The organism is Cognataquiflexum nitidum, assembly GCF_022538055.1.
Taxonomy (GTDB): domain Bacteria; phylum Bacteroidota; class Bacteroidia; order Cytophagales; family Cyclobacteriaceae; genus Cognataquiflexum; species Cognataquiflexum nitidum.
Genome location: NZ_JAKZAM010000021.1, coordinates 50,091 through 73,023 on the forward strand (window position 1 = coordinate 50,091; position 22,933 = coordinate 73,023).

The 22,933-nt window shown below is 40.3% G+C and carries 22 protein-coding genes and 1 pseudogene; 11 read left to right on the forward strand and 12 right to left on the reverse strand.

Annotation, left to right across the window (positions count from 1 at the left end):
- Positions 1 to 51: 51 nt before the first annotated feature.
- Complete coding sequence (locus tag MMU07_RS14465) at positions 52 to 1,947, reverse strand: DNA topoisomerase IV subunit B (protein ID WP_241126588.1); 1,896 nt, start codon at positions 1,945 to 1,947, stop codon at positions 52 to 54.
- 24 nt (positions 1,948 to 1,971) lie between these two features.
- A complete protein-coding gene (locus MMU07_RS14470) occupies positions 1,972 to 2,472 on the reverse strand; it encodes a DNA topoisomerase IV (protein WP_241126589.1) in 501 nt (166 codons plus the stop codon).
- Between the two features lie 124 nt (positions 2,473 to 2,596).
- On the opposite strand from MMU07_RS14470, the gene MMU07_RS14475 reads away from it, so the two are divergent.
- Both MMU07_RS14475 and MMU07_RS14480 read left to right on the forward strand, forming a co-directional pair.
- Positions 2,597 to 3,847, forward strand: a complete 1,251-nt coding sequence (locus tag MMU07_RS14475; RefSeq protein ID WP_241126590.1) for a sterol desaturase family protein — start codon at positions 2,597 to 2,599, stop codon at positions 3,845 to 3,847.
- A complete protein-coding gene (locus tag MMU07_RS14480; protein ID WP_241126591.1) occupies positions 3,840 to 4,235 on the forward strand; it encodes a hypothetical protein in 396 nt (131 codons plus the stop codon). The genes MMU07_RS14475 and MMU07_RS14480 overlap by 8 nt, the downstream gene beginning before the upstream one ends.
- Before the next feature lie 233 nt (positions 4,236 to 4,468).
- Here MMU07_RS14480 and MMU07_RS14485 read toward each other — a convergent pair whose 3' ends face one another.
- The gene (locus tag MMU07_RS14485; protein ID WP_241126592.1) at positions 4,469 to 5,398 is read right to left on the reverse strand and encodes an ROK family protein; all 930 of its coding nucleotides are present in this window, start codon (positions 5,396 to 5,398) and stop codon (positions 4,469 to 4,471) included.
- A gap of 562 nt (positions 5,399 to 5,960) precedes the next feature.
- Here MMU07_RS14485 and MMU07_RS14490 point away from each other — a divergent pair.
- Positions 5,961 to 6,320, forward strand: a complete 360-nt coding sequence (locus MMU07_RS14490; protein WP_241126593.1) for an arsenate reductase family protein — start codon at positions 5,961 to 5,963, stop codon at positions 6,318 to 6,320.
- Here the strand turns inward: MMU07_RS14490 and MMU07_RS14495 are convergent.
- Positions 6,317 to 7,144, reverse strand: coding sequence for a CvfB family protein (locus MMU07_RS14495; RefSeq protein WP_241126594.1), 828 nt, complete (start codon positions 7,142 to 7,144; stop codon positions 6,317 to 6,319). The two genes, MMU07_RS14490 and MMU07_RS14495, sit on opposite strands and share 4 nt — an antisense overlap.
- A 151-nt stretch (positions 7,145 to 7,295) precedes the next feature.
- Here MMU07_RS14495 and MMU07_RS14500 point away from each other — a divergent pair, with 151 nt between their 5' ends.
- The 3 genes from MMU07_RS14500 to MMU07_RS14510 all read left to right on the forward strand — a co-directional run bounded on the left by MMU07_RS14500 (position 7,296) and on the right by MMU07_RS14510 (position 9,527).
- A complete protein-coding gene (locus MMU07_RS14500; RefSeq protein ID WP_241126595.1) occupies positions 7,296 to 8,183 on the forward strand; it encodes a 3-hydroxybutyryl-CoA dehydrogenase in 888 nt (295 codons plus the stop codon).
- A 59-nt stretch (positions 8,184 to 8,242) separates the two neighbouring features.
- Positions 8,243 to 8,860: a deoxynucleoside kinase gene (locus MMU07_RS14505; protein ID WP_241126596.1), complete on the forward strand. Its 618-nt coding sequence runs from the start codon at positions 8,243 to 8,245 to the stop codon at positions 8,858 to 8,860.
- 157 nt (positions 8,861 to 9,017) lie between these two features.
- The gene (locus MMU07_RS14510; protein ID WP_241126597.1) at positions 9,018 to 9,527 is read left to right on the forward strand and encodes a hypothetical protein; all 510 of its coding nucleotides are present in this window, start codon (positions 9,018 to 9,020) and stop codon (positions 9,525 to 9,527) included.
- 82 nt (positions 9,528 to 9,609) lie between these two features.
- Here the strand turns inward: MMU07_RS14510 and MMU07_RS14515 are convergent, their stop codons facing one another.
- Both MMU07_RS14515 and MMU07_RS14520 read right to left on the reverse strand, forming a co-directional pair.
- Positions 9,610 to 10,254 carry a DUF7255 family protein gene (locus tag MMU07_RS14515; protein WP_241126598.1) on the reverse strand — a complete coding sequence of 215 codons (645 nt, stop codon included), beginning with the start codon at positions 10,252 to 10,254 and terminating at the stop codon, positions 9,610 to 9,612.
- Between the two features lie 8 nt (positions 10,255 to 10,262).
- On the reverse strand, positions 10,263 to 10,724 hold the full coding sequence (locus tag MMU07_RS14520; RefSeq protein ID WP_241126599.1) for a DUF2452 domain-containing protein: 462 nt from the start codon (positions 10,722 to 10,724) through the stop codon (positions 10,263 to 10,265).
- Between MMU07_RS14520 and MMU07_RS14525 the strand changes: the two genes are divergently transcribed.
- The 4 genes from MMU07_RS14525 to ggt all read left to right on the forward strand — a co-directional run bounded on the left by MMU07_RS14525 (position 10,718) and on the right by ggt (position 15,609).
- A complete protein-coding gene (locus tag MMU07_RS14525; protein ID WP_241126600.1) occupies positions 10,718 to 11,098 on the forward strand; it encodes a hypothetical protein in 381 nt (126 codons plus the stop codon). The genes MMU07_RS14520 and MMU07_RS14525 overlap by 7 nt on opposite strands.
- 7 nt (positions 11,099 to 11,105) lie before the next feature.
- A complete protein-coding gene (locus MMU07_RS14530; RefSeq protein WP_241126601.1) occupies positions 11,106 to 11,438 on the forward strand; it encodes an Hpt domain-containing protein in 333 nt (110 codons plus the stop codon).
- 99 nt (positions 11,439 to 11,537) lie between these two features.
- A complete protein-coding gene (locus tag MMU07_RS14535) occupies positions 11,538 to 13,901 on the forward strand; it encodes a S9 family peptidase (protein ID WP_241126602.1) in 2,364 nt (787 codons plus the stop codon).
- Between the two features lies 1 nt (position 13,902).
- Positions 13,903 to 15,609: a gamma-glutamyltransferase gene (gene ggt / locus MMU07_RS14540; protein WP_241126603.1), complete on the forward strand. Its 1,707-nt coding sequence runs from the start codon at positions 13,903 to 13,905 to the stop codon at positions 15,607 to 15,609.
- A 152-nt stretch (positions 15,610 to 15,761) separates the two neighbouring features.
- On the opposite strand, the gene MMU07_RS14545 is transcribed toward ggt, so the two are convergent.
- Positions 15,762 to 17,147 (reverse strand): NAD-dependent epimerase/dehydratase family protein, encoded by a 1,386-nt coding sequence (locus tag MMU07_RS14545; RefSeq protein ID WP_241126604.1) that lies wholly within the window; start codon positions 17,145 to 17,147, stop codon positions 15,762 to 15,764.
- Position 17,148: 1 nt separating this feature from the next.
- Positions 17,149 to 18,399, reverse strand: a complete 1,251-nt coding sequence (locus MMU07_RS14550) for an NAD(P)/FAD-dependent oxidoreductase (protein ID WP_241126605.1) — start codon at positions 18,397 to 18,399, stop codon at positions 17,149 to 17,151.
- Between the two features lie 153 nt (positions 18,400 to 18,552).
- Between MMU07_RS14550 and MMU07_RS14555 the strand changes: the two genes are divergently transcribed.
- The gene (locus tag MMU07_RS14555; RefSeq protein ID WP_241126606.1) at positions 18,553 to 19,779 is read left to right on the forward strand and encodes a serine hydrolase domain-containing protein; all 1,227 of its coding nucleotides are present in this window, start codon (positions 18,553 to 18,555) and stop codon (positions 19,777 to 19,779) included.
- A 533-nt stretch (positions 19,780 to 20,312) separates the two neighbouring features.
- Here MMU07_RS14555 and MMU07_RS14560 read toward each other — a convergent pair.
- The 4 genes and pseudogenes from MMU07_RS14560 to MMU07_RS14570 form a co-directional block, all read right to left on the reverse strand.
- Positions 20,313 to 20,492: a hypothetical protein gene (locus tag MMU07_RS14560; protein ID WP_241126607.1), complete on the reverse strand. Its 180-nt coding sequence runs from the start codon at positions 20,490 to 20,492 to the stop codon at positions 20,313 to 20,315.
- Between the two features lie 39 nt (positions 20,493 to 20,531).
- The gene (locus MMU07_RS14565) at positions 20,532 to 20,852 is read right to left on the reverse strand and encodes a hypothetical protein (protein WP_241126608.1); all 321 of its coding nucleotides are present in this window, start codon (positions 20,850 to 20,852) and stop codon (positions 20,532 to 20,534) included.
- A 96-nt stretch (positions 20,853 to 20,948) separates the two neighbouring features.
- Positions 20,949 to 21,044 (reverse strand): annotated as a pseudogene (locus MMU07_RS21855) (DUF4372 domain-containing protein); the annotation flags it as partial.
- Between the two features lie 293 nt (positions 21,045 to 21,337).
- Complete coding sequence (locus tag MMU07_RS14570) at positions 21,338 to 22,471, reverse strand: nitric oxide synthase oxygenase (RefSeq protein ID WP_241126609.1); 1,134 nt, start codon at positions 22,469 to 22,471, stop codon at positions 21,338 to 21,340.
- Positions 22,472 to 22,933 lie beyond the last annotated feature (462 nt).

Below are 22,933 nucleotides of genomic sequence, written 5' to 3' on the forward strand. Positions count from 1 at the left end.
TGAATTGGGTATAAGTTGATCGACTTTCTTTTATTAGAGGAGAAATTGAATTTACGCCGCTTCGGTCTCCTCTTCCTGCTTTTTAGAAGGGTCATCAAAAACGATGTCCTTTTCTATTTTGAGGTTGTCTATGATGAAGGTCTGTCTGTCCGGGGTATTTTTGCCCATGTAGAAGTTCAGCAATTCTACAATTTTGGTTTCTTTACTCAGTATGATCGGCTCTAGGCGGATATCGTCTCCAATAAACTTACCAAACTCTTCAGGAGAAATTTCCCCTAAACCTTTGAAGCGGGTGATTTCGGCGGTTTTTCCGATTTTGTGGATTGCCCTTTGCCTTTCCTCGTCGGTATAGCAGTAGATGGTTTCCTTCTTGTTTCTTACCCTAAAAAGCGGCGTATCTAGGATATAGAGATGGCCGTTTTTGACCAAGTCAGGGAAAAACTGGAGGAAATAAGTCATAATGAGTAAGCGGATGTGCATGCCATCGACATCTGCATCTGTGGAAATGACTATTTTTCGGAATCGAAGGTTTTCTATTCCGTCCTCAATATTCAAAGCATGTTGCAGCAGGTTGAATTCTTCGTTTTCATAGACCACTTTTTTGGTCATGCCATAGCAGTTCAAAGGCTTACCACGGAGGGAAAATACTGCCTGTGTCTGGACATCACGTGATTTTGTGATAGAGCCTGAGGCTGAATCCCCTTCAGTGATGAAGAGCATGGTTTTGTTTTTCTGTTCCTCATCACCCTTGGCATCGTCATAGTGGACACGGCAGTCCCTTAGTTTTTTATTGTGCAGGTTGGCTTTTTTTGCCCTCTCGTTTGCCAGTTTTTTGATACCGGAGATTTCTTTCCTTTCCCTTTCGGACTGCAATATCCTTTTGAGCAAGGCATCTGCCACAGCCGGGTTTTTGTGAAGGAAGTTGTCAAGTTCAGTTTTTACAAAGTCATTGACAAAGGTACGTAACGTTGGGCCATCCGGCCCAATGGTCTGGGAACCCAACTTTGTCTTGGTTTGGGACTCAAATACTGGTTCCATGACCCGAACTGCCACTGCAGCAACCACACTACCTCTTATATCTGATGCATCATATTCTTTTTTATAAAATTCCCTGATCGTCTTTACGATTGCCTCCCTAAAAGCGGCAAGGTGGGTACCTCCTTGGGTCGTGTATTGGCCATTCACGAAGGAATAGTATTCCTCTCCATATTGGTTGGAATGAGTGAGTGCAATTTCAATGTCATTTCCTTTGAGGTGGATGATTGGGTACCTGATGCTTTCTTCATCGACTTTTCTCATCAAAAGGTCATATAGGCCCCTTTCAGAGAAAAATTTCTTGCCGTTATAATTGATGGTCAGGCCTGCGTTGAGAAAGGCATAATTCCAAATCTGGTTTTCTAGGTATTCGGGGATGAAGTGGTAATTTTTGAAAACCCCGGCATCAGGAGAGAAAACGACTTTGGTGCCGTTTCTTTCTGAAGTTTTTTCTACAGGACGGTCTTCGACCAATATCCCTTTTTCAAACTGCGCAACCTTCGTTTCTCCATCCCGGTAGGACTGTACCTTGAAAAAGTCAGAAAGTGCATTGACCGCTTTGGTACCGACACCGTTCAATCCTACAGATTTTTGAAAGGCTCCGGAATCGTATTTTCCACCGGTATTGATTTTGGATACACAGTCAATGACTTTTCCCAAAGGTATTCCTCTCCCATAATCACGGACTTCTACTTTGTGTTCGGATATTTTGATGTCGATGGTCCTGCCATAACCCATCATGTGTTCGTCGATACTGTTATCGAGGACTTCTTTGACCAAAACATATATCCCGTCATCCTGGGCACTTCCGTCTCCTAATTTTCCGATATACATACCCGGTCTGAGCCTGATATGTTCTCTCCAATCCAAGGACTTGATGCTGTCTTCGGTGTATTTTACGTTTTCTGCCATGAAAATTTATTGTTGGTATTTTGGTTAAATGGTACTGTTATTTCTGATTGCATTGAATTTCTGCAACAATATCCAAAACAAAGCGATAATCCAAACCACAAAAAGAATAGGAATCATATAAAAGAAAAGGGAATAACTGCCCGAACCTATTTCATTCTGATTGTTGATGGCGTGGATAAACAAACACATGATCGCCAGGGAAATGTTTACAACTCCTGTAAAACTGAATATCCAAGTCAGCATGTAATCCCTGAAAATGTCCCCAGTTGGAAATAGTTGCCTCAGTGATTTGGTGCTTTTATTTTCAATGAGTTTGGCAGGGGTGATCAGTGCAAAGTTCAAAACCGCAAAGAGAATAATGCCCGTATAGAAATAGGCACTTCTTGAAAATTCCTTGGCCGCATACCCGTTTTCATCGAGTTCGTAGGCCACAAATTCCGGCATGGCCGAATAGAAATACAGGAAGGTGAATAAAAACAGGAGTACTGAAATGAAATGAAATACTTTTCCGAATCGGTAATACATAAAACTAGTTGATTTTGGATGCTAATATAAAGATTAATGATGGTACAAATCCGAAACTGTTTTTTCCTTTTTGGGTTTTTATAGGTAGATTTCCTGACCGAAAACCCAAATAGCTGATAGAAAGATGAATCTGAGTCCTGTCGTAATCGCCATCCCGATGTACTTTATCCTGATGGGAATTGAATTGCTTGTCTTAAGGTTTCAAAAAAACCCGACCTACAGGCTGAATGATGCCATCACCAACATTAACCTCGGAGTGGTCTCCCAGGTTTCGGGGGTTTTTCTTAAAGTACTTTCTATCGGTGTTTACACTTTCTTTTTTGAGACTTTCGGTTTGTTTCAGATTCCAAACAATGTCTGGACATTCTTTATCCTGTTTTTCCTTTATGATTTGTGCTATTATTGGGCGCATCGTCTAAGTCATGAAATCAACCTTTTTTGGGGAGGTCATGTTGTACACCATTCTTCGGAGGAATACAATCTTTCTGTAGCCCTGAGACAAAGCTCGACACAGACGATCTGGACTTTTATGTTTTATCTGCCTTTGGCGGTAATCGGTTTTGATCCTGTGATGCTGGTATTGGTGTCCGGCATTAACTTGCTATACCAGTTTTGGATCCATACAGAAGCGATTGACAGGATGGGTTTCTTGGAAAAATTCATGAATACCCCCTCCCACCATCGTGTACATCATGGGCGCAATCCAAAATATATAGACAAAAACCACGGAGGTACATTTATCATCTTTGACAAGTGGTTTGGCACCTTTCAAGAAGAGGAAGAAAGGCCAACTTACGGAATTACGACTCCGGTACAAAGCTGGAATCCTGTCTGGGTGAATATTTCGCATTATGCTACCATGAAAAAAGAATTAGAAATGATTCCCAATATCAAGGACAAGCTGAGGTACCTAGTTAACAAGCCCGGATGGCTTCCCGAATATCTTGGAGGCTATCGGCCTGTAAAGGAGGTAGGACCTGATTACAAAAAATTCGATACCACGGTGCCTTTGGCCCTGAACTATTATGTTTTTTTCCAGTATGTGGTGCTGATGGGATTGACCGCATTTTTCCTTTTCAATCTGGGAAAATTTGACTGGATGACCAAAGTTGGCCTTTCTGTTCTGATTATTTGGAGTACGGTAAGTTTTTCCGGGATTTTTGAACAAAAAAAATGGTATCATGTTCAGGAAATCCTCAGGGTCGCCGTTTTTGTCATTGCAAATTGGTTTATTCTTAAAGAATTGGCGCCTGAAAACATATCCCTTGTTTTCCTTTCTATTTATGTGGCCCTCTCCTACTTTTGGCTTTGGTTTAATTATGGAACGGTAAAAAATTTCCAAAAATCAGTTAATCAAACCCCTCAAAATGTATAAATCGTTTATTTTAGCACTTGGAATTCTTTCATTTTCAACCCTTTTCTTTTCTTGTTCTGGCAAAGTGGACCTCAAAAATGTCAACCTTGAAAACTGGAAAAATGACAGAGATGGTTGCATTGGATTACGTATGCAGGAATTAGAAGCATTTAGGGTTGTCAAAAACGATTTGTTGGGAAAAGACAATCAATCCATTATCAAGACTTTTGGAAGGCCTGACAAAGTCGAGTTGACAGACAGAAGCCAATCCTTTTTCATGTATTTTATAGATCCTGCCCCATCCTGTGACAATTTTGATGCCTCTGCAGAACAACCAATGAAAGTGATGCTCAGGATGAATGCTTACAGTAGGGTAAGTGAGGTGGTTATCAGCAGGTTGGATCCGTAAGAAAAAGGTTAATTGGTTAATGGTTAAAAAGTTGGGAAAGCATGAAGTTTCTGAATTATTGATATATATCGATAATTGATATTAATGGATATTGTTTCAGAAATTAGAGTTAGCTTATATTTTATCCTTAATTGGTCGGATAGATAATTTTTTAACTAGAAATTATCCAAAAAAAAAGGTTTTAAGGTTCGATTAAAACCCTAAAACCTCCTAACATTTTAACCTTAAAACCCTCATTCCTCCTCCATAAAGCACAAAGCTGCTGCACCAAGAGTACCGGCATTGTTGGCCAAAGTCGCTCTGACTAATTGCAAATCCCGGACATAATAGGGAGTGAGGTACTGTCTGACAGTCTTGTCCAAAGAAGGCATCATATATTCCAATCCTGCTGAAATACCGCCTCCAAAGTAGACGTGTGTTACATCTAGGATTCTGATCGTAGAGACGATTGCCTCTCCCAAAATCCTTCCTACTTCCTCAAATACCATCAGGGAAACCTCGTTTCCTGCTTTAGCGGTATCGACCAAAAGGTGGGTTCCGAGTTCTTTGTCTATCAATTCACCTGCAAGTCTTGGATAACCTTGGATAAAGCGTTCCATTATTTTAAGAATGCCGTTTCTTCCTACCAACTTTTCCAATCCTTCATTCCCACGGGAAAGCATATGGCCCATTTCCATTGCATTTCCCCTTGATCCTTTGAATATCTCCCCATCCAATACCAAAGCACTTCCAATCCCTGTGCCCATGGTGATGAAAAGGAAGTTTTCAGGGGGATTGTTTTTGCCATACCTGTATTCTCCGATAGCGGCAGCAGCAGCATCATTTTCCAGATAGAAAGAAATACCAGGATATCTTTTTTTGAGTTCTCCCTTGAGGTTATATCCGTTCAGGTCAGGGATGGCAGGGATTTCAAGTGTTGTCGTTCTGTCTTTGGAGATCAAACCCGGCAATCCTAAACCCACTTTTTTGACTTCAGGATATTTCTTTAAAATGTCAACCATGTTTTCTACAAAACAGACACTAAAACCTTTGGGGTCATCACGGTATGGTGCGGTGTCAATTTTGTCAAACGAAACAATTTCTCCCTGTTTGTTGACAAGGCCAATTTTTAGATGGGTCCCTCCGACATCTATTCCCAAAAAATGTTCTTCTCCTTTGCTCATGGTTATTTTTCAATAGGTTTTAAACCCTAAAATAATAAACAGATTGTCTTACTTCCTAAAATCTTTGATAAAGTCTTAAAATATTTCAACTTCTGAAAGCCAAATCAAAGAAATTCTGAGGGTTATGCTCTCCAATAATTTTACGGGAAATTCTATGGAAACCCACAAAAACGCCATTTGACCTCCCGGGCTGAAGTCAATCTTTAGATGCCGAGACTGGGTGTATGCCGATAGCCATCGGCATGTAATCCTATCCTTTTATCCTTTTCAGTTTGAAATCGAATACAAATTGGAAGACTCAGAATGAATGGTAATTTATGGTTATTTGAGTTAAAAATTATACTAAATAAAAAGGTATAGATCCAATCTCATCTACAGCCAAAGATATTCTTCAATCAGAAGAACCAATTTATAAACACCTATTTACAATAGAGCGCAGTTTTTCGAACTTTTTTGTGAAATTTCAGAAACGATAAGAATTCATTACGATCAAATATGAAGGTAGATTTTTTGGTACTTCATATGAAAAAATGTATATTAATCATCTGTAAACCAATATACTATGAAAGGACACCCCAACGAATTGTTTTTCTACTTCAATCCAAGCCATCAAGTAGACAAGCAAATGCGGGCTTATGCAAAATCCATTGCCCGCCATATCAATGAAATCAACATACAAAAGGAATCCATCACAATGACAGGCTGGAGGACGATTTTGGATAAGCTCAACCTACGGCCAAAGGACCTGATGAACAGGGCACATCCCGATTACCAGAGTTTCATAGCCGGAAAATCATGGGATGATGAGGGATGGCTTAATATTTTAATCAGAAATCCCCATTTGTTGAAGGCACCTATTGCCATAAAAAAAGACAAAGCAGTGCTTTGTCTTACGCCAAACAATATTTTGGAATTGGATTAGACAAGCCTTATTCCATCCTCCTGTATTGTAATTTTTTTTGCTTTATACAGTTGACCAATTGACTGTTTGAAATGTTTTTTACTCATTCCCAATAACTCTTTGATTGACTCAGGGGATGATTTATCTTGAAGGGGCAAAAATTTCCGGACTTTTAAGGCTTCCAGGATTTTTTCAGCCCCTTCCTCGTATTTTTCCCTACCGGAAGGCAACAACTGCAAATCAATTTTGGAATCATCTCGACGTTTTTTGACAAAAGCCTTTATCCTATCACCAACCTTGATGGGTTGAAAGACTTCATTTTTATAAATCAATCCCTCATAACTCCCGTCGATAAGCGTTTTGAATCCTAGGTCAGTTTCTTCAAAAATAAGCGCATCGATTTCCTGACCTGCAACATATCCCTGTGTATCGCTGAGAATGAAATCCTCATATTTCGAAACGCCAATCAAGCGGTTGGTCTTGTAATCCTGACAGACCATTACCAGGTATTTTCCTCCGACTTGCATGGTTTTGCCCATTTCTGATTTAGGAACAAAAAGGTCTTTAGGAAGACCCCAATCTACAAAAGCTCCGAAATCCGTGATCTGTTTTGCTTCCATGACGCCAAATTCATCCAATAATGCGATTGGTCTATTGGTGACTGCCACAGGTCGGTCTTCACTGTCTGTGTACACAAAAACTTCCAGTTCCTCCCCTTCCTTTTCCTCGCCTTTGAGATAGCTTTTTGGCAATAATACTTCACCCCCTTCACGCAGGGCTAGGTAAGCACCATTGGCAGTGAATCTGTTTATCAGAAGCGAACTGATTTTTCCTAATTCTTTCATGCCTCAAAGTTAGCCATTTTATATGATTGAGAATTGGATTTGCTTGCGAATCAAATTAGATTTGGTCAAAATTTGACAGGGAAAATTAAATCCTTTTCGGTACATTTTTCATTTCAATTGTTAACTACCTGAATACTAAACCCAAATCAAAATGAATACTATTTCTGTTATTGGTTCCGGAACAATGGGAAACGGAATCGCCCATGTTTTTGCCCAATATGGCTACCACGTCTGCCTCATTGATGTCAATCAGGCTGCCTTGGATAAGGCTTTGGTTACCATTTCCAGAAACTTAGACAGGCAAGTGGCCAAAGGAACTTTGACTGAACATGACAAACAGGACACCTTGAGCCGCATCCAATCTTTTAATTCCCTGCAAGAGGGCGTGAAGAATTCTGATTTGGTGATTGAGGCTGCCACCGAAAACCTTGAGATAAAATTGGATCTCTTTCGTCAGTTGGATGAAATGTGTCCTCAAAATACCATTTTGGCTACCAATACTTCTTCTATTTCAATAACAAAAATAGGTTCAGTTACCAAGCGGCCGGACAAGGTGATAGGTATGCATTTTATGAATCCCGTTCCCATAATGAAGCTTGTGGAAGTGATCAAAGGATACGCAACCTCAAAGGAAACAACGGAAATAGTGATGGAGATTTCCTCAAATCTCGAAAAAAAACCAGTTGAGGTAAATGACTATCCAGGCTTTGTCGCCAACAGGATTTTGATGCCGATGATCAATGAAGCCATTTACACCCTCTATGAAGGTGTTGCGGGTATTGAGGAGATTGATACCGTGATGAAGTTGGGTATGGCACATCCTATGGGACCTTTGCTATTGGCTGACTTTATCGGCCTTGATGTCTGTTTATCCATCCTGAGGGTTTTACACGATGGTTTTGGCAATCCTAAATATGCGCCTTGTCCACTATTGGTCAATATGGTGGAAGCAGGTTTTAAAGGAGTGAAAACAGGGGAAGGATTTTATGCATATACGGCGGGAAGCAAGGACTTGAAGGTGTCGGAGAGGTTTAAATAAACATAATCTCTTGTCAGGACGAAAATAAATTGAAGTAAAGATTAGAGCACAAATCAACCATGCACATAGCAGTTTCGGGAAATATAGGCAGTGGAAAAACCACTTTGGCCATCAAGTTGGCCAAGCATTACGGTTGGCATGCGGAGTTGGAGGCAGTAGAAAACAATCCCTATTTGGCCGATTTTTATGAAGATATGAAGCGTTGGTCTTTTCATCTTCAGGTATTTTTCCTCAATAGCCGCTTCAATCAAATCAAACGGATCAGGGAAGGCGGTCTGTCGGTGGTTCAGGATAGGACGATTTATGAAGATGCTTATATTTTTGCAGCCAATCTCTACAAATCAAAATTGTTTTCAGAAAGAGATTATGAAAATTACCTTTCCCTGTTCGATTCGATGATCAATTATGTCAAGGCACCCGACTTGTTGATTTATCTGAAGGCTGACATCCCCAAATTGGTGGGCCAGATTGAGAAAAGGGGAAGATCCTATGAAAATGCAATCCGGATTGATTATTTGAAAAACCTGAATTCCCATTACGAAGAATGGATCGGTGGCTATGACAAGGGCAAATTGCTGATTGTGGATGTCAATCAGATGGACTTTGTAGAGTATCCGGAGGATTTTTCCTCGATTGTACAGCGTATAGACAGAGAGATTTATGGCTTGTTTTCATAACTTCTAAGTATCAATTTACAGCAATTCCTAAAGTCGTAGAAATAAAATGTCTGATTATCAATTTGTTTCAAAATAGACGTTTTGTTTTTTTCAAATTTATTTTTTTTTCCTATTAAATATAATTAAGTTGACATACGTATTTTTAAACAAAAAAATTATGAAAAAAACAATTCTATTATTTCTTTCTTTAATTTTCATAAGCAATTCTTTTGCAAGTGATATTATTTACCTTAAAGATGGATCCAAAATCAAAGGAGACCTATTGAGTGTAGATGTTGATGAATTGACATTTAAAACAGCTAAAAAAGACAAAAAATTACTCAAGCTTAAACCTGAAGAAGTTGAATTTGTAAAAGTTGAAAATTACGAAAAGCTTCTCGAGGTACAAGAAAGTATGTATTTGAAAGGGATGAATGATGCACAGATTCATCATAAAAGATTTGGAGGAAACTTCTGCGCAGGTCTATTTGGTGGAGTTATCGGTTTTGTAATTGTTGCCGTTACCGATGCAAAATCTCCAAATCCATTGCTCGTGGGTGAAGAAAACTTCAAAAGTATGGAATATAGGGAAGGCTACAATAAAAAGGCAAAAGGAAAAAATCTTGGGGCAGCAGGTATAGGATGGGCAGTAAGCTTTTTGGTTCTGCTAGTTTTGATTTCCTCGTGATCTTAAAATATTAAAAACCCCACGTATCCCAACGTGGGGTTTTTTATGATTCAAAAATTCTATTTTTCAAATAATAGAGTAATTAATATATTTTCCTTGAAAACCAGTTTAAGATACCTTGGCGGTTTTCTTCTTTGGGATGCAGCAAGAGGTCGTCAATTTTTTTCAGACTTCCTCCTATCATGAGGTTTTCATAAAGTGGTATTCTGATCAGCTTATAACCATGAAGCCGGCTGACAAGGTCATATTGGGTATCATTGTAAGCATTCAACTTCCACCCGGAGGACCCATTTGCCGAAAGTTCACCGGCAATTTCGCTTTTTCCAAAAAGTTTTCCTGCGATCGGAGGTCCATTCCAAATCCTTTCCTGTAATCCAGTCTTGAGACATTCCTTTTCATAAGTCCTGCAAAGCCTAAGGTATGCCTCTGTCCATGGGAAAGAAAAGACTTCATACATTGAAGTTTTGAGTGAAGTCAATCTGTATCTATTGAAATGTACTTCATCGTCATAGAGAAATACATGTCGGTTGACTTTGAAGTCAAACTTGAGTTTTTCGAGTATTGGAACAGTCCCACTTCCTCCAAGACCTGAAAAGACTTCATTCAAAAAGTTTTCGCCTTTCCCTTTAAGGTAGTTGGGATTGACTTCTAATTGGTGGTTAAATTCCATATGGAGTCCTGATTCTTTCAAGATTCCGTACAGATTTTCCACTTTCAAATGATGCATGGACAAAATTAAGCTTCTTTTCGGATGATTTCCCAGGTATGATCGGCCAAAAGCTTTATTTCTGCAATGAATTTAGAGAATTTACTTTTTCTACCCCACTCCTCCGGTGCCACCAAGCTGAGGAAATCGCTGCCATCCTCTTTTTCATATAAAAAGTAGTGGTGGTTGATCAAGGGCTCAAATCCCATGGAAGTTTTATAAATCCTTTCTGAAATTTCAACACGATTTTGGATCAATTTGGCCTGTTCTGCCAAAAGCTGCATCTGCTGATAGATCTGAGCCATCTGCATGTCAGTCTGCGAATGCATGGCCGCCACTGCCCTGCCGGTGATTTTACCTTTATCCTCAGGTCTGATGATAGCGCTTCCCGACTGGTGTGCATAAGGCAAAAGACCTGGCATGTCTGTGGTCTTTTCCTTCATTTTTTCCAAGTCAATCAGGTTGACATCAATCTTTTGTTTCTTTGACATTGGTTTTTAACGTATCTGAGGGGGCTATTCTTTCTTTTAAATTTCGTTTGGATCCTGGAAAAGTTGTCTTGCTGGACATATCAATTCCTATCCATAGCATGCACAAGGCAAAAATAGCTGCAAGGACTAAGAAAACTATTTTATTTTTTTTCATAGCTATATTCAGAGAAACATTAATAACTTTAAGATGTTTGAGTTTGCCAAAATTAAAAGATAATTTATGGATTAGAAATCTGAAAGTACCGCAGAATGAAAGACTTATAAAGTTTATTCAAAATGGTGGAGGATGTTTATTAAAAAAAAAACATAAAACCACTTTATTTTATTTTGAAATACATAAATTTGATTGTTATATACATTTGACAGCTATTTAAATATTTTATGTACCAGCTTATTAGCCCACAAACAATTTTTCAGTATTTCGGCGATGACGACAAAGAAATGTTGCGAGAAATGATTCAGATTATTCTGGATTCGAATCTGAAAGATTTGAAAAGTATGGACGTACTCTATGAGGCTGAAGACTTTGCTTTGATCAAGAGAAGGTGTCACAAAGCAAAGCCGAGTCTAAGTTATATAGGTGCTATACAAACGAGGAAAATACTTGAATCCATTGAAGCAGATCTTGAGAATTCAGAGGAACAATTCAAAAACCTACTTCATGACATTGAAATCATTGAAAAAGAACTTAAAACCTTCCTTGATTCACTTTGATCAACATAATTTTTTTACCTCTCCCCATTTTTTTGTTTCCAAATCAATCCGATTCTTAGAACTTTATTCTTACAATCAATTTAAGTAAAATCAATTCCTATGAAGAAAAGTTGTTTTCTGACAGCCTTTGTATGCCTGTTTGCCTGTCAATATTCTCTTGCCCAAACTGAACTTTCGGTAGAAAAAATCATGAAAGACCCAAAATGGATGGGGACATTTCCATCTGATATTCAGTGGGATGAAAAAGGGCAATTTGTTTATTTTAAATATAATCCAGAACAACATCCTGCTGATTCTCTTTATAAAATGGCAATAATGGGCGAGTCAAATCCTGAAAAAGTTTCTTTGGAGGAGCAGAAAAACAGGGTACCAAGAAATGCCAATAGCAACCTAGCCAAAACCAAGAAAATATACGCCAAAGGTGGTGAAATCATACTTTTTGACATAGCAAGCAGCAGCAAGACTTCACTGATCAACTTTGGGGAAAGGTTATCAAATCCTCTGTTTTTATCTAATGAAAACAGGATTGTATTTGAATCTTCCGGCAATCTGTTTGTTCTTGATATTCCAACCGGAAAACTCCAAAGAATGACCCGAGTCCAAAATGGAACCCGTCCCAAAGACAAAGAAGAAAAGCAGGCTGAAAGAGAAAAATGGCTGAAAGAAGATAATTTGAATCTCCTTCAAGTGGTCCGAGAAAGAGAGGAAAACCAAGAAAAATCTAAGAAATATTATGAATCAATTGCTGAGAAAGTACCTTTCACCTTTTATACGGAAGGCAAGCAGGTCATCAATATCCAACTTTCGCCCGATGAAAAATATGCTACCCTCCTATTAATAGGCAGGGCAGAAAATAAAAGGACCGAAGTGCCTGATTATACTGATGCTTCAGGCTATACGACCAACTTGAATACAAGGTCCAAAGTGGGTGATAATCCGCAAAACATCGAACTTGCGGTCTACAATTTTGCAAAAGATACTGTAATCTATGTAGCTACAGACAGTCTTCCTGGCATCATGGACCTTCCCGACTATGTCAGGGATTATCCTGAAAAAACCTGGGAAGAAAAATTGAGGAAAGTGACTATTGCAGCACCGATTTTTTCAAATGACGGAAAGAATGCCATAGTCAATATCCGCGCAAACGACAACAAAGACAGGTGGATCACCTTACTTGACCTTGAGTCAGCAACCTTAAAATCTGTTGACAGGCAGCGTGATGAAGCCTGGATAGCAGGCCCTGGAATTGGATGGGGTTTTGGAGGAGGAACTTTGGGTTGGTTACCCGATAACAAGCACATATATTTCCAATCTGAAGAAACCGGTTATTCCCACCTGTATCTTTTGGATGTAACCTTAGGCAACAAAAAGGCATTGACTTCAGGGAAATTTGAGGTCTTTGATCCCTTCATTTCCAAAAACGGGAAGTTTTGGAACCTCACCACTTCTGAAGTCCACCCGGGAGAAAGACATTTTTATCTGATGCCACTTATGGGTGGCAAAATGGAAAAGCTAACCACACTCACCGGAAACAATGAAGTAACCCTTTCTCCTGATGAGAAAAACTTGGCAATCCTTTATTCCTACAGCAATCAGCCAACCGAATTATACATCCAAGCCAATACTCCAAAGTCCCAACCGAGACAATTGACTTTTGGTCAAAGTGAGGAATTCAAATCCTACTCATGGCGTGATCCTCAATTGGTCAACTTCAAAGCAGCTGACGGACAAATGGTTCCCGCAAGATTATATGTGCCAGAGGCCATCAAAAGCAATGGAGCTGCGGTGATTTTTGTCCATGGGGCGGGTTACCTACAAAATGCCCATAAATGGTGGTCAAGCTATTTCAGAGAATACATGTTCCATAATCTTTTGACGGATTTGGGTTACACGGTTTTGGATATTGATTACAGGGGAAGTGCAGGTTATGGCAGAGACTGGCGAACGGGCATTTACCGCCACATGGGTGGAAAAGACCTTTCGGACCAAGTTGATGGTGCCAAATTTCTGATGGAAAATCATGGTGTCAAACCCGGGAAAATCGGGATTTATGGAGGAAGTTACGGTGGATTCATCACCCTGATGGCGCTTTTCAATGAATCTGAAACCTTTACCTCCGGTGCTGCTTTGAGGTCCGTGACAGATTGGGCCCACTATAATCATGGCTATACAGCCAATATCCTGAATGAACCTTTCAATGACCCTATTTCTTACAAGAGGTCCTCTCCCATTTATTTTGCAGAAGGACTGAAAGGGAATTTATTGATAGCACATGGGATGATCGATGTCAATGTACATTTTCAGGATGTGGTCAGGCTGGCACAGCGTCTGATCGAATTGGGCAAAGACAATTGGGAAATGGCTGTTTATCCTGTGGAAGACCACGGCTTCGTCGAACCCAGCAGTTGGACGGATGAGTACAAAAGGGTGTTAAAACTGTTCAATGAAACACTGATTGACTGAGATGAGAAATAAAAAATATATCGTTCTTTTAGCAAGCTTTGCTTTTTTGCTGGTTTTTTCCTGTAAGGAAAATGACGCTGTTTCTTTAGAAAACCGTGGGCTGATTGCCGAAAAGGCCATGGTCGTCACCGCCCGTGGTGAGGCATCAAAAATCGGATTGATGGTCATGGAAAAAGGCGGGAATGCTTTTGATGCCATGATTGCTACGGAACTTGCATTGGCAGTGGCCTATCCTTTTGCAGGAAATCTTGGAGGCGGTGGATTTATGGTATTCAGGTTGGAAAACGGTGAAACAGGTTCGTTGGATTATCGGGAAAAAGCACCTTTGGCTGCCACAAGGGATATGTATTTGGATGAAAATGGTGAAGTTATTCCTGAATTGAGTACCATGGGAGCTTTGGCTGTGGGTGTACCCGGAACGGTGGCAGGAATGTTTGAAGTCCACCGTAGATTTGGGACACTTCCGATGGAAGAAATCCTCGCCCCTGTGATTGAATTGGCAGAGAAGGGTGTTGTCGTGACCTCCAATCAGGAAAAAAGACTTGCCGGCAATCGGGACAATTTTATCAAAATCAATGGTGAAAATACCTTTTTCGGGAGGGAGTTTAAAACCAACGACACGATCAAATATCCGATTCTTGCCGAAACTTTGAAAAGAATAGCCAAGAATGGCAAAGATGAATTTTACCTTGGGGAGACTGCCCAAAAGTTAGTAGATTTTATCCAATCAAATGGAGGAATCATCACCATGGAGGATTTGGCAGGCTATGAAGCCAAATGGCGTGATCCAATTTCCTTTGACTACAAAGACATCAGGATCATTTCGATGGCACCGCCTAGCAGCGGTGGGGTGACTTTGGCACAAATTCTGGGAATGCTGGAAGGTTTTGACCTGAAGTCAATGGGGCATAACTCTTCCCAATACATCCAAACTTTGACAGAGGCGGAAAGAAGGGCTTATGCAGACAGGAATTTCTATTTGGGTGATCCTGATTTTGTGGCAGTGCCCGTAGTTCAAATGATTGACAAGGGGTATCTTAAAGATAGAATTTCAGATTTTAATCCGGGAAGAGCCACGCTTTCGAGCGCAGTGTCTCAGGGAGTGATCCAATATGTAGAAAGTGATGAAACTACGCATTATTCCATTGTCGATCCCTTTGGCAATGCGGTGGCGATAACGACCACGTTGAATGGAGCCTATGGATCCAAATTGTACAGTGATGAACTTGGATTTTTTCTGAACAACGAAATGGATGACTTCAGTGCCAAAGCAGGAGTTCCCAATATGTTTGGGCTTGTCGGGGCTGAAGCCAACAGCATTGCTCCTGGTAAAAGAATGCTCAGCTCCATGACACCTACTATTGTAGAAAAAAACGGAAAGCTTCTCATGGTGGTGGGAACACCTGGAGGTTCGACCATCATCACCTCGGTTTTACAGACCATCCTGAATGTAGTGGAATTTGACATGACCATACAGCAGGCAGTGGATGCACCGCGCTTTCACCACCAATGGCTACCCGATCTCATCAATTTTGAACCGGAAGGATTTCCCAAAGCGGTATTGGATGAATTAAAATCAAAAGGATACCTGATAAATGAAGGAAACACACCGATTATTGGCAAGGTAGACGCCATCCTCAAACTTCCAAACGGAAAATTTGAAGGCGGAGCCGATAAAAGGGGCGACGACAAAGCTGTGGGATTTTGAACTCCTATTTATTTTCCGTTCGGATTGATCCAGGTAGATTGGATAGCTATAATAATTCTTGTTTCCTGATTGAATGCCCAGAGCATTGGTCTTCCGAACCAACTGAATAAGAATATATGGTTACGGGCAAAGAAGCGTATATCCATCGTAAATTAATTTCCCTTGTACTTCTCTAGGTATTCTCTAAACCGGTTCATCACCCAAAGGTGGATTTTTGCCTGGGTGTTGACATACACGAACCAAGGAAGTCGAGGTACAAATTCATGTATTGCCGAAATCATGTATTTTCCACTGAGCACCTCCCTAAATTCAAGCCATCCATAATCAAATCGCTTCACTAGCCATCCCCCTGTGATGTAAAACAGTTGTCTCTTGATGTCGCTCCTATCAGGAATAAGGGTCAGCTGCAACATAGGTTTGGAGCCATTCAACAGGTAAAAACCGATATCTCCCCTATTGTTTTCTTTTGCATTGATCAAAAACCTAAAAAAAGTCGGCAACCAACGTTTATACCTATTGGCTACCCACAATGCGCTTTTGTGTCTTGTATTGGGCATCCTTTGGATACTTCTGACAGTATTTTTTACCTCACGGTCATGTTTGAATTTGGGAAGTGCGGGAAGTTTATTCTTTGGATCTAGCGCTTCTTTCACGCTTTCCTCATAAGTCAGGTAATCGATTTCTTTTTCCTTGAATTTCAATTCTTCCGAAACAGTCAAAGTATGTTTGAGACTTTCGACCAAAGGGGAAACCAATTTTGAGGGCGTTTCGCCAAAGTAGGAAACCCAAAGTTTAGAAAACCCTACGGAAAAAACTGGCACTGTGAAAATAAACCTTTTCTTTCCCATCACCCTTGCGGTCTCTTCCAGCATTCCTTTGTAGGATAAAATTTCCGGGCTTCCGATTTCAATGGCTTTTCCAAATACATTTTCATTTCCAATGCAGGAGTCCATGATTGTCAATGTATCACGGAGAGAAATGGATTGGGTTTGGGAAGTGGTCCATTTGGGACACATCAGTACAGGAAGTTTTCTGACGAGATTTCTGACCATTTCAAAAGATGACCCTCCTGGTCCCACTATTACACCTGCTCGAAGGGCGGTCACCGGAACACCCCTTTCACCCAAGGTTTTTTCTACCTCAAGCCTGCTTCTGAGATGGATAGACATTTTTTCTTCTTCGACTTCTTTGGGAAGAATTCCTCCCAGATACAGGATCTGTTTGATATTATTTGCCTCAGCTGCACGGGAAAAATTATCCGCCAATAGCAGGTCAGTATCTTCAAAACTTCCCTGATCGAGCCTTGTCAAAGCACTCATCGAATGGATCAGGTAAATCGCATAATCTACCCCTTGCAAAGCCTCCACAGTAGAAGTGATGGAAAACAGCTCTACTTTTCGCCACTCCACTTCGGGATTTGGATTTTGGATGGCATCTCGTCTGCTTAAGGCAACAATGTTGTATTTTCCTTTGTATTTGTCGATAAACCATCTTCCGATATATCCACCTGCACCTGCAATTGCTATGGTCTTTTTCAATTTATTGAGTGGGTTGAAGGCTTAAAATAACCGCTTCTGCAGCCTTTCTCCCGGCTGTCATGGCTGCGTTGATAGATCCGTTGAGTAGATAGTCCCCTGCAAGGTACACATCATCAATAATCTTTGTATTGGTTGGTGAAATGGTATACTGCATGTCATCGACCTGCGGCAAGGCGTCGACTATTTCATAGGTTTTGATATGTTCAAAATAGGAAGCCTTGATGCCGGTAAGTGCTTCCAATTCCAATGCCACCACCTTGATCAAAAGGTCATCCGCTTTGGAATCCTGCGTCACCGTGACCGAAAGCAGTGCTTTGCCTGAGCTGCTGTAGAACTTTGAAACATCGGTCATGAAAACAAAATTGTTGATCAGGTAATTGATATCAGGTACCAAGCCAATCATAGGCTGTGCGATGAAGGATTTCTCAAGAGAAAAATAGAGGTTGATCACTTTTCTGTATTCCTTGACCTGACCTGCCAACTGCGGCAGCACTTTGTCAGGACGTGAGGCGATGATGACTTTGTCTGCCTGTAGTTTCCTTCCATCCTCTAGAAGGATGGATTTTCCTTCGACTCTTTCGACTGGAGAATTGAAGTGAAAAACAGTCTTCTGCAGCTTGCCTTTCAACTGGTTTGGTATTTCCTGCATTCCTTTTTCAGGTATGGCAGCATAGCCGATTGAAAACATCTTGAAAACAAAATTGAACATCCTTGAAGATGTCTGTAGGCCATTTTCCAAGAATATTCCTTTGAAAAAAGGCTTGAAGAAATTATCTAGAACGGTTTCAGAAAAGCCATAATTTCTCAAGAAATCAATGGTGGGGATGGATGGTTCTGCAAAAATCTCTTCTTCGGTTTTCTTTTTCAGAGAATTGGTAAGGCTCAGGATTTTAAATTTATCCTTAATCGTTCCAACCTTCGAAAATGCCATCCCAAACAGCCTCATAGGATTTCTCAAGGGATCGTGTACTGCATAAGTGTCCCCCGGCTTAAAAATTATTGCTCCGGGATCAAACATTTTGAGGTTCAACTTCTCATAATCGAGGTATCTTTTGGCTTCAGGATAGGCTGTCAACAATACCTGAAATCCCCGATCTAGGTAAAATCCATTTTCAAAGTCTGTCCTAACTCTCCCGCCAACACAGTCTGAAGATTCCAAGATTTCGGGACAATATCCGGCGCTTTCAAGTTCGTATGCTGCAATCAAGCCTGAAATCCCTGCTCCGATTATATAAATTTTTTGATTATCCATTTCAGACAATTTTAAGTAAGACAAATATCTGACACAATTGTTTTACGCTACAATTTAACGCATAATTACCAACCTTTTAAATGTTAAAAGGGCTAATCCTGTAATTTGATTTTCATGAACAGGCAATTGCAGATACATTCGAAAAAAATTATTATGAGAAAGACATCAAAGATATGCTTTGCCCTGACCGTTTTTTTGATCCCTTTTTCCACCATTGGACAGAATGATTATTTCCCTTCCCCCGGGGACTGGCAACAGAAAAATCCCAAAGAAATGAAGGTGGATGCAGGCAAACTTCAGCAAGCAATAGATTTTGCTATTTCTACAGAAAGTAATGCAGACCCTAACTTAAAAGTAGCACATTATCAAAGTGCTTTTGGCAGGGAGCCTTTTGGATTTCCTGTTGGGCCAATGAAAGAAAGAGGGGGAGCAAATGGCCTAATCATATACAAAGGATATATCATAGGCCAATGGGGAGATCCTGAGCGGGTTGACCTGACCTTTAGCGTAGCCAAAAGTATCCTGTCATCTACGGTAGGCATGGCAGTGGATCGAGGTCTGATCAAAAGTGAAAAAGACCTTGTCTATCCATATGTAGGCCCGATTATTCCTTATGAACCTTACAAATCTCTGATGAACAAAGCGGATCATCTGAATGATGAGGATGTATTTGACCTTTTTGCCGGTCCGCATAACCGCAAGATCACCTGGGAGCATTTGCTGCGTCAGACTTCGGATTGGGTAGGTTCACTATGGGGCAAACCTGATTGGGCAGACCGTCCTCAGGGCAATTCCTCTGATTGGATCAACAGGCCAAGGAATGAACCGGGGACAGTATATAAATACAATGACACCAGAGTCAATGTCCTTGCTTTGGCTGTTTTGAATGTATGGAGAAAGCCACTTCCGGTGGTATTGAAGGAAAACCTGATGGACAAAATCGGGGCAAGTCCCACTTGGAGATGGACCGGTTATGAAAATTCCTTTGTCATCCTCGATGGACAGATCATGCAATCTGTCAGCGGCGGGTCACATTGGGGCGGCGGGATGTTTATCAGTGCCTATGATCAGGCTAGGTTTGGATACCTTACTTTAAGGAAAGGAAAATGGAACGGTGTGCAGGTAATTTCGGAGGATTGGATCAGAAAGTCCCAAACACCTACTGCCGTTCAGCCTAATTATGGTTTCATGAATTATTTTCTGAATACTGACAGAAAAGAGATTCCTGCAGCACCGGAGTCTGCATTCTTTCACCTGGGAGCGGGAACAAACATGATCTATGTTGACGAAGAGAATGACCTTGTCATAGTAGCTAGGTGGATCAAAGACAAAGAAAAATCTGAATTGGTGAGGATGATATTGGAAAGTTTGCCTAAATAAAAAACCCTTCTGAAGTCCCTAAAAAAAACGTCAGTGGAAGCTGACGTTTTTTTATTATATAGTTCTTCATATTATAATTACTGTCGTCCGACAAAAATATGAACATGGACATAAAGCCCCTCTATTTGATAAATAGGGGGTTTTTTAATTCATATTGAAAAGTACCCCTATTCGGTGAACATTATTTCTGTTTAGATATTATTAAGTTCCTTTTGAAATATACTTTTACAATAGGCCTCCGAATTGACTGGGAACTTTTCAAGGCTGACGTATAAGCAGAGGTTTTTTGCTGCCACCATCACCATGGTAGAAAAGTCCTCAGCTTCTTTTATCCGTTTATGAAGTACTGAAAACGGCAGGTTAAGGATTAGGGCAACTCATATCTGGATTTTGATATCGTTCTCACTGTCCGACAAAAAATATTTCAGTTCAAAATTTTGCTTTATCTGCTTGAACAACACCTAAATAACCCATCTGTTCTTGTAAATCTGGGCTATGGTCAGGGCTTCGTGTCCCATCAGATTGGTGATGAATTACAGTCTTTCACTGCTCTCAGGGTCAATATAGCTTATCAACCTTACCTCAACTGTCCGAGAAACGCTGTTTTCCCTGTATCTCAGCAATATAACCTGATCTGACTCGATGTCTCGGGAATGGGAACAGTCAAATTCCACGACAATCTCATACTGGGCATTGTCTTTCTTACGGGTCACGAAATACCTGTTAGAGCTACTCCATTTTTCAAAGCATGATTAACGATTGAAACCCTTACCGAACAATGGTATTCCGTATTCTTGAAGCTCCATGACTTTGAGGAATATGTTTTGATTGGTTGCCGCCGAACGGATGCAGATAAAATTGGGGACACCTTCGGCCGGGTTCATTTTGGCAAACACCTTGGCGCCTCCTTTTTTCTTTCCATCCAAAGGGTTACGCCCGGCCCCCTTCAGTATTTCCTTGAAAAGTGTGATGGTTGTAGAGTCAAAGACTTCCACCATACTCGGATCCACCTCTCCGCCGATATCCAGCCAGTTGCCCTTAAGGCTGGTCCTGTAATAAGTATAAAGTCTCATGTAAAGCAGTGCGAACACCTTATTGTCACGTTTGCGGTTAGCGTCGGATAGTGTGCTCCTGGCAGGTAACTGTTTGAAAACGAACGGGATCAGCTTTTGGGCAATCAGGGAAATGTTCTTGCAGACCTCTATAAGACTGCCATTCCGGGTAAGGACGGCATAAAACATACATATGAAATGGTCTGCGGATTTAAGTTTCTTGTATTACCTGTCCGAATTTTCCTGTTCCACGACTTCATTGAAAATCCCTTTCGGGATCATTGAAAAAAGCTGAGCAATGATGGGGTGTCCAGACAAAAAATTATTATTACCTTGATTCATATTGTTTTTTCTTGATCGAAACAACAATATAAAAAAGATGGGACGGCTTCAAAGCTTCCCATCTTTCATTTTCTATTATTCTCAGATTAAATTATTTCCCATACTTTTGATCTCGGACGAAAATAATTCTTTATTATCCTTGATAAACATAAAAGGACCCGTATTTAAGATCTATTGGAAATATGAAATGGACAAGTAGGATCAGGCTTGGAATCATCCCAAGCACTCTGGTTATAGAAATAATTAGGACTCAATACTTCATTGGTATAGTTGTGGTGAAAGACTTTCATGGATGATCCTGAAATCGGTGGAACAATCCAACTCCAATCTGCATTTACACTCCGTCCTTCCTTTTCCTCATTTTGTAAAAACTTCATGAATTGTTCTGAAGCCGCATGATGATCCGTGAGGGTGATCCCTGCTTTTTTGAATGAATAAAAAACTGCCTCATTCAATACTAAAAGGGCCTTATCCTTCCAAAATGGATGATTCCTGTTATTTTTCAATCCCATTTTTTCTGCAATTATCGGAAGCTGATTAAATCTTTTTTCATCACCCAAATTTCTCGAACCTATTTCGGTCACCATGTACCAGCCGTTAAACGGTGCCGCAGGATACCTAATGCCTCCTATTTCGAGTACCATATCCGCTATAATTGGTAGTGCATGCCATTTCAGGTGGAGATCTATAAACCAACCATAATCAGGATGCTCAAGTGTTACTTCTAGCACTAAATCTGGATGGATATTCCGCCATTCAGGTTGTTTGCCTGTTTGCTCTATGACTATTGGTAAAACGTCAAAAGGGGTATTTTCCCCTTTCCATCCCAATTTTTTGCAATATTGTGTGAAAATAAGCTGGTCCGGATCTCCTATTAATTGACCATCTGCTTGGACGTGGGCAGCATAACGGATTAAACTCTTATTCCAAATCCTAAAAGGTATAGTCCCATCAGAACGCTGTGGAGGGAAAACTGTGATCATCGGTAAGATTTTACCATTATTGATGGCTCTTCCCAAATGCTCTTCAAGCGCTTTAAATATTTCTTTGCTATCCCTGACATTTCTTTTGTCATTCAATATTAGTGATTTCCAATATAGGCGACCAATACAGCGGTTACTATTGCGCCATGCCATACGAACTCCATGCTCCAGTTCCTCCTTGCTGTGCGTGTAAGTATTTGTGAGGTCTATCTCCTTCTTTATATCCCGAAGGCGTTCTTCCACCCGAGGCAAACCCAACTCTTTGTAAACTTGTAATACAAATGGTTCTGCTTGTGCATATATGTCAGTATTCATAATTAAACGTTCGAGATTTCAGAAGCAAGATTGTATTTTGATGTAAAATTATTATATCTCAAAGGCAACATAGACTTTACGAATCCATGATCTAACAGAAGACTTTATTCTCAATTCAGGAGGTATCTTCCTCATAAAGAGAAAATTTGAGTTATTAATAATTTTTATCGATGTAGGACTTTGATAGTTTACAATGTTTCATCACTTATGATTTCAACTGCCAAAAGTCCTTCTGGAAATTTTGATGGTAATCGGATTTTCCCTATTTCGAATAAACAAAGGGGATCTTACAAACAGGTATTGGCAATAGATTGTATTGGGGTAGGCTTGCCAACCCGTTTGTAATGTTAGTCTGGGGATATTCACCATTTGAGTAGGGCTGTAATCAAAGCTACCGTCAAAGTCCACCTGCTTTATCCTATAATATAGCCTGGATCCAGCTGCAGATAAATTTCTGTCAAA

Coding starts and splice junctions, on each gene's coding strand:
- MMU07_RS14465 (WP_241126588.1), bottom strand. CDS start 1,947: ATGGCAGAAAACGTAAAATACACCGAAGACAGCATCAAGTCCTTGGAT.
- MMU07_RS14470 (WP_241126589.1), bottom strand. CDS start 2,472: ATGTATTACCGATTCGGAAAAGTATTTCATTTCATTTCAGTACTCCTG.
- MMU07_RS14475 (WP_241126590.1), top strand. CDS start 2,597: ATGAATCTGAGTCCTGTCGTAATCGCCATCCCGATGTACTTTATCCTG.
- MMU07_RS14480 (WP_241126591.1), top strand. CDS start 3,840: ATGTATAAATCGTTTATTTTAGCACTTGGAATTCTTTCATTTTCAACC.
- MMU07_RS14485 (WP_241126592.1), bottom strand. CDS start 5,398: ATGAGCAAAGGAGAAGAACATTTTTTGGGAATAGATGTCGGAGGGACC.
- MMU07_RS14490 (WP_241126593.1), top strand. CDS start 5,961: ATGAAAGGACACCCCAACGAATTGTTTTTCTACTTCAATCCAAGCCAT.
- MMU07_RS14495 (WP_241126594.1), bottom strand. CDS start 7,144: ATGAAAGAATTAGGAAAAATCAGTTCGCTTCTGATAAACAGATTCACT.
- MMU07_RS14500 (WP_241126595.1), top strand. CDS start 7,296: ATGAATACTATTTCTGTTATTGGTTCCGGAACAATGGGAAACGGAATC.
- MMU07_RS14505 (WP_241126596.1), top strand. CDS start 8,243: ATGCACATAGCAGTTTCGGGAAATATAGGCAGTGGAAAAACCACTTTG.
- MMU07_RS14510 (WP_241126597.1), top strand. CDS start 9,018: ATGAAAAAAACAATTCTATTATTTCTTTCTTTAATTTTCATAAGCAAT.
- MMU07_RS14515 (WP_241126598.1), bottom strand. CDS start 10,254: ATGCATCATTTGAAAGTGGAAAATCTGTACGGAATCTTGAAAGAATCA.
- MMU07_RS14520 (WP_241126599.1), bottom strand. CDS start 10,724: ATGTCAAAGAAACAAAAGATTGATGTCAACCTGATTGACTTGGAAAAA.
- MMU07_RS14530 (WP_241126601.1), top strand. CDS start 11,106: ATGTACCAGCTTATTAGCCCACAAACAATTTTTCAGTATTTCGGCGAT.
- MMU07_RS14535 (WP_241126602.1), top strand. CDS start 11,538: ATGAAGAAAAGTTGTTTTCTGACAGCCTTTGTATGCCTGTTTGCCTGT.
- ggt (WP_241126603.1), top strand. CDS start 13,903: ATGAGAAATAAAAAATATATCGTTCTTTTAGCAAGCTTTGCTTTTTTG.
- MMU07_RS14550 (WP_241126605.1), bottom strand. CDS start 18,399: ATGGATAATCAAAAAATTTATATAATCGGAGCAGGGATTTCAGGCTTG.
- MMU07_RS14555 (WP_241126606.1), top strand. CDS start 18,553: ATGAGAAAGACATCAAAGATATGCTTTGCCCTGACCGTTTTTTTGATC.
- MMU07_RS14565 (WP_241126608.1), bottom strand. CDS start 20,852: ATGAGACTTTATACTTATTACAGGACCAGCCTTAAGGGCAACTGGCTG.
- MMU07_RS14570 (WP_241126609.1), bottom strand. CDS start 22,471: ATGAATACTGACATATATGCACAAGCAGAACCATTTGTATTACAAGTT.